The organism is Streptomyces sp. NPDC054840 (genome assembly GCF_053611065.1).
Window position 1 is genome coordinate 1 of sequence record NZ_JBSGZP010000554.1, and the last position, 5,098, is coordinate 5,098.

Here is a 5,098-nt window from a genome sequence, read left to right on the forward strand (position 1 = left end):
GGGGTCGCCGCGCCCGCTGCGGCGCAGGTCACCGGTGGGTTCGGCGACGAGAATCGACCGAATTCGACCCCCGTCGCCGGGCGCGGTCGGAGGGGTCAGGGATGCGTCATGCGCAGCACGTCGAGGGCCTCGTCGAGCTGCTCCAGGGTGAGGGCGCCGCGCTCCACGTAACCGGCCTCCAGAACCACCTCCCTGATCGTCCTGCGCTCGGCGAGGGACCTCTTGGCCACCTTGGCGGCCTCCTCGTAGCCGATGTAACGGTTGAGCGGGGTGACCACGGAGGGCGAAGACTCGGCGTATTCCCTGGCCCGGGCCTCGTTGGCGGTGATCCCGTCGATCGTGCGGTCGGCCAGCAGGCGGCTCGCGCTGCCGAGCAGCCGGATCGATTCGAGGAGGTTCCTGGCCATCACCGGGAGCATCACATTGAGCTCGAAGTTGCCGGCCGCGCCCGCCACGGCGACGGCCGCGTCATTCCCCATGACCTGTGCGGCGACCATCAGGACGGCTTCCGGGACCACCGGATTGACCTTCCCGGGCATGATCGAGGAGCCCGGCTGGAGATCCGGGAGATTGATTTCGGCCAAACCGGTGCGCGGTCCGGAGGCCATCCAGCGAAGGTCGTTGGAGATTTTGGTGAGGGACACGGCGACCGTGCGCAGCATTCCGGAGGTTTCCACGAGGGCGTCCCGGGCCCCCTGCGCCTCGAAGTGGTCGCGGGCCTCGGTCAGCGGCAGCCCGGTAGCGTCGGCGACCTCGGCGATCACCGCGGCGGAGAACCCGGGCGGGGTGTTGATGCCGGTGCCCACCGCGGTGCCGCCCAGCGGCAGCTCGGCCAGCCGTGGCAGGGCCGCCCGCAGCCGCTCGACGCCGTAGCGGATCTGGGCGGCGTACCCGCCGAACTCCTGGCCGAGGGTGACCGGGGTGGCGTCCATCAGGTGGGTGCGTCCGGCCTTGACGACCTGCGCGAACTCGGCGGCCTTGAGCTCCAGCGCGGCGGCCAGGTGTTCCAGGGACGGGATCAGCTCACCGGTGACGGCGGCGGTGGCGGCGATGTGGATGGACGACGGGAACACGTCGTTGGAGCTCTGCGAGGCGTTGACGTGGTCGTTGGGGTGGACCTCGCGGCCCAGGCGCTCGGTGGCGAGGGTGGCGATCACCTCGTTGGTGTTCATGTTGGACGAGGTGCCGGAGCCGGTCTGGAAGACGTCCACGGGGAAGTGGTCGTCCCAGCGGCCGTCCGCGACCTCGGCGGCGGCGGATCGGATCGCCTCGGCGACGTCCTGGTCCACCACGCCGAGTTTCGCGTTCACCTCGGCGGCGGCGGCCTTGATCCGGGCGAGCGCCTCGATGTGGGCCCGCTCCAACCGCTGCCCGGAGATGGGGAAGTTCTCCACCGCGCGCTGGGTCTGGGCACCCCATTTCGCGTGCCGGGGCACCCGTACGTCGCCCATGGAGTCGTGCTCGATCCGGAACGTCTCGGCCTGCTGGTCATCCGTCATGTTCGTGGCCTCCTCAAAAAGTTGAGCAATTGTCTTGTTCGAAGTGTTCCCAACTCCCCTACCGGCCAGTAAATACCGGGGGTAACACCCAGATCCGGGGAGGCGTTCCATGGCACGTGCCCGTACGAGACCCATGCTCAGATCTACCTTCGTCACTGTCGCGGTGGTCGCGGCCGCCCTGGGGGGTGTCACCGCCATCACCCCCATGGCCCAGGCGGCGCCCGCCGCCGGGGCCGTCGCCGTGCCGCTGTCGCCGGAGCTGGAGGCCGTCCGCGCCGCGGAGGCCACCAAGATCTACGGCGACCCGGCCGTACGCCCGCTGAACGAACGCAAAACCGGCCTGATCTCGCTGGGCGACAGTGAGATTTCGGGCGAGGGCGTCGGCACCTACGACCCCGCGACCAACACGCCGGACAACCAGTGCCACCGCTCGCCGGACTCGGCGATCCACCGCACCGGCATACCGGCCGACCTGACCTTCAACGTCGCCTGCTCCGGCGGCTACACCGGCAACATCAGGATCGGCGGCGCCAAGCAGTACGCCGACGAGCTGGTGCAGAGCGACAACCTGGCCGTCAAGGCGCGCAACACGAAGATCAAGATGGTCCTGCTGGTCGCCGGTGCCAACGACGACCTCCAGTTCGGTCCGGTCATGACCGACTGCGTGACCCGCTGGGTGCTCGGCCAGGGCACCTGTGAGCCCAAGTACGGGCCCGGCTGGCAGGCGCGCGTCGACGGCCTGAAGCCCAAGGTCGAGGCCACGGTCGCGGACCTCAGAACCGTCATGCGCGACGCCGGTTACGCCGACTCCGACTACAAGCTCGTCGTGATGGGCTACCCCAGCCCCATCGGACCCGACTTCTACGACAACCCGAACTTCCCCGGCAAGCTCCCCGGCGGCTGCGCCGGCTACGACTCCGACGCCACCTGGGGCCGCAACTACGCGGTGCCCGCCTTCGAGAAGGGCATGCGCGCGGCCGCCCTCGCCTCCGGCGCGGTCTACCTGGACAACTCGCGGCTCTTCCACGGCCACGAGGTCTGCATGGAGGACACGTGGGCCCGCGGCCTCTACCTGGACCTCGGGGACCACTTCCCGTGGGACGAGAACACCGCCCGCCAGTCCTTCCACCCCAACTACCGCGGCCACGGCGCCTTCGCGTCCTGTCTGACCCAGCTCTACAACTCGGGCCTGCGCGAGGCCTCCTGCGCCGACCCCGCGAGCACCGGGACGCCCGTCCTGCAGGCGGGAGCATGGGACGACAAGTTCAAGCCCCTCAAGAACGAGGCGACCGGCAACTGCCTCGACTCCTTCGGCGGCTCCAGCGCCGATGAGACCAGGATCGTCGGATGGGACTGCCACGGCGGTCGCAACCAGGGCTGGTGGTACGACAGCGTCCGCAGGTCCGTCCACATCGAACTGACCCAGGACCGCTGCCTCGACGCCCCCGGCGCCGGCTACGGCCCGGGCACCGGCCTGATCATCTGGAACTGCCACGGCGGCGCGAACCAGCAGTTCGTCCGCGACGGCGCCACCCTGCGCCCCGCCGCCGCCCCGGGCATGTGCCTGACGGTGGCCGCCGCCCACGAGCCGCTGCGCCTGCAGACCTGCAACGGGTCCGCCGGTCAGCGCTTCGTGTAACCGCCCCGCACCCCCCGACCCCCCACGCCCGGCCGGCGCACCCCGGCCGGGTGTTTCCGTCACGGGTCCCGCCGACGGACCGCGTCAGCGGCTCTCCAGCTGCTCCCGCACCTGCCTGGGCCGGTTGGTGATGATCGTGTCCACGCCGAGCCGCAGACACAGCTCCACGTCCTGCGGCTCGTCCACCGTCCACACCCGCACCGACAGCCCCCTCGCCTTCAGCCGGGGCACCAGCCCCGGGTCCCGGCGTACGAGGTCGATGCCCGGGCCCGCGTGGGTCGCGTAGGGCGGGTGCACCGGCCGCAGCCGCCGCTCCATCAGATAAACGGCGGGCAGACCGGGCACGAGCCGGTGCAACCGGGTCAGCGCGCCACGCGAGAAGCTCATCACCTCGACCAGCCCGGCCGCCCCGTCGGCCAGCCCGTACCCCCGGAGCATCCGCGCCAGCTCGGCCTCCAGCCGGCCGCCGGCCCGGGTCGGATGCTTGGTCTCGACGGCGAGCCCGACCGGCCGGGGCGCGGCCAGCGCCTCCCGGAGCAGGTCCTCGAAGAGCAGCACCCGGGCCCCGGCGTGCCCGGGCCCCTTCCACGCCCCGAAGTCGAGCGCGGAGAGCTCCGCGTACGTCATCCCGGAGACCACCCCGCGCCCGTCGGACGTCCGTTCCACCCGCCGGTCGTGCACGCACACCAGCTTGCGGTCGGCGGTGAGCCGCACGTCGCATTCGAGTGCGTCGGCGCCGTCGGCGATGGCCTGCCGGTAGGCGGCGAGGGTGTGCTCGGGGTGCTCGTGGGAGGCCCCGCGGTGGGCGACGACCCGTACGGCGCGGGCGGTGGCGGGGAGCATGGACTGCCGGTTCATGGGACAGACGTTATCCGGACGCGGTGACCGCTCCCGGTTCCGCGGGCCGCCGGACGGCGGAACAGGAGATGTACGGGGATGACGCACCGCGCGCGCGGGCCGTACGAGCAGAGGCGTCCCGCAGGAGCGGCGGCCGATCGTGGACGGGCAGATGAGCGGGAGTCGACGAGTCCCGCCCGCGATACGACGTCCACGCCCGCGACGGCGGCCGGTCCGTGCACTGCTGCGCCGGGGTCGGGGGCCGACCGTCGCCGAGGTGGTGGGGGCGCGGAGGGCGGGGATACCGGCCCACCCCCGCCGAGGCCCGGTACCTGTCGGGTTCGCGGCCGTGACTACGGCTTCGGCAGCGGGGCCAGAGGCGCCGGGGTGACCTTGAAGCCGCCCTTGGTGACCTCGGTGAAGGGGGCCGGGGCCATGCAGGTGCCCACCGTGCCCTCGGCCACCGTGCCGTCCGGCTTGACGTCGACGTTCGCGACGCCCCACGAGAAACCGACGCGGTCCGGCTCGCCGCGCCGGCCGTCCTGCACGCTGACGCCGATCCGCTTGCCCTCCCAGCCGACGTTGGAGGTCTTGACCACGGCGGTGAGGGTGGCGGTCGCGCCGCCCGTGACCAGGCAGTCCACCTCCGCCTCGGCGGTGGCGGTGAAGCCGGAAGCCGTGTAGCGGTGGGAGATGGTCACCTTGCCCCGCGCGTCCGTCGGCAGGCCCTTCTCGCCGCCCGGGGCCGGGAACGGCCTGGTCCACGGGGTCGACTCGGCGTCGACCGTGAAGCGGATGTCGTCCTTGGCGGAGTAGGGGAAGAAGATCGTGCCACCCCCGTGCACGGAGGCGAGCTTCGGCGCGGCCGGCGCAGCCTCGGTGGCGGGAGCGGCCGGGGCGGGAGCCGCCGCGATCAGGGTGGCGGCGAGAGCGGCGCCGGTTCCGACGAGGATGAGGGTGCGCCTACGGCTCTTCATGGTGAACTCCCGCTTTCCAAGGGCTTTTCGATGACGGAAGAAGCCTCGCCGGGAGCCCGTCCTCCTGCCATCTGCCGATGGGCGGATACGCCGGAGGGGCTGTCCCCCGTACGGGGGAGAGGCCCGCGGACCGCCGGGCTACAGGC

4 protein-coding genes are annotated in these 5,098 nt (G+C 71.9%); 1 reads left to right on the plus strand and 3 read right to left on the minus strand.

Annotated elements, in window-relative coordinates:
- Positions 1-95: 95 nt before the first annotated feature.
- The gene (locus ACWGIU_RS29375; RefSeq protein WP_453710806.1) at positions 96-1,499 is read right to left on the minus strand and encodes a class II fumarate hydratase; all 1,404 of its coding nucleotides are present in this window, start codon (positions 1,497-1,499) and stop codon (positions 96-98) included.
- 133 nt (positions 1,500-1,632) lie between these two features.
- Between ACWGIU_RS29375 and ACWGIU_RS29380 the strand changes: the two genes are divergently transcribed.
- Entirely contained in the window at positions 1,633-3,138 is a 1,506-nt protein-coding gene (locus ACWGIU_RS29380; RefSeq protein WP_453710808.1) for a ricin-type beta-trefoil lectin domain protein, read from the plus strand.
- Positions 3,139-3,222: 84 nt separating this feature from the next.
- Here the strand turns inward: ACWGIU_RS29380 and ACWGIU_RS29385 are convergent, their stop codons facing one another.
- Both ACWGIU_RS29385 and ACWGIU_RS29390 read right to left on the minus strand, forming a co-directional pair.
- Complete coding sequence (locus tag ACWGIU_RS29385) at positions 3,223-3,996, minus strand: glycerophosphodiester phosphodiesterase (protein WP_453710810.1); 774 nt, start codon at positions 3,994-3,996, stop codon at positions 3,223-3,225.
- 332 nt (positions 3,997-4,328) lie between these two features.
- Positions 4,329-4,952, minus strand: coding sequence for a hypothetical protein (locus ACWGIU_RS29390; RefSeq protein WP_453710812.1), 624 nt, complete (start codon positions 4,950-4,952; stop codon positions 4,329-4,331).
- Positions 4,953-5,098 lie beyond the last annotated feature (146 nt).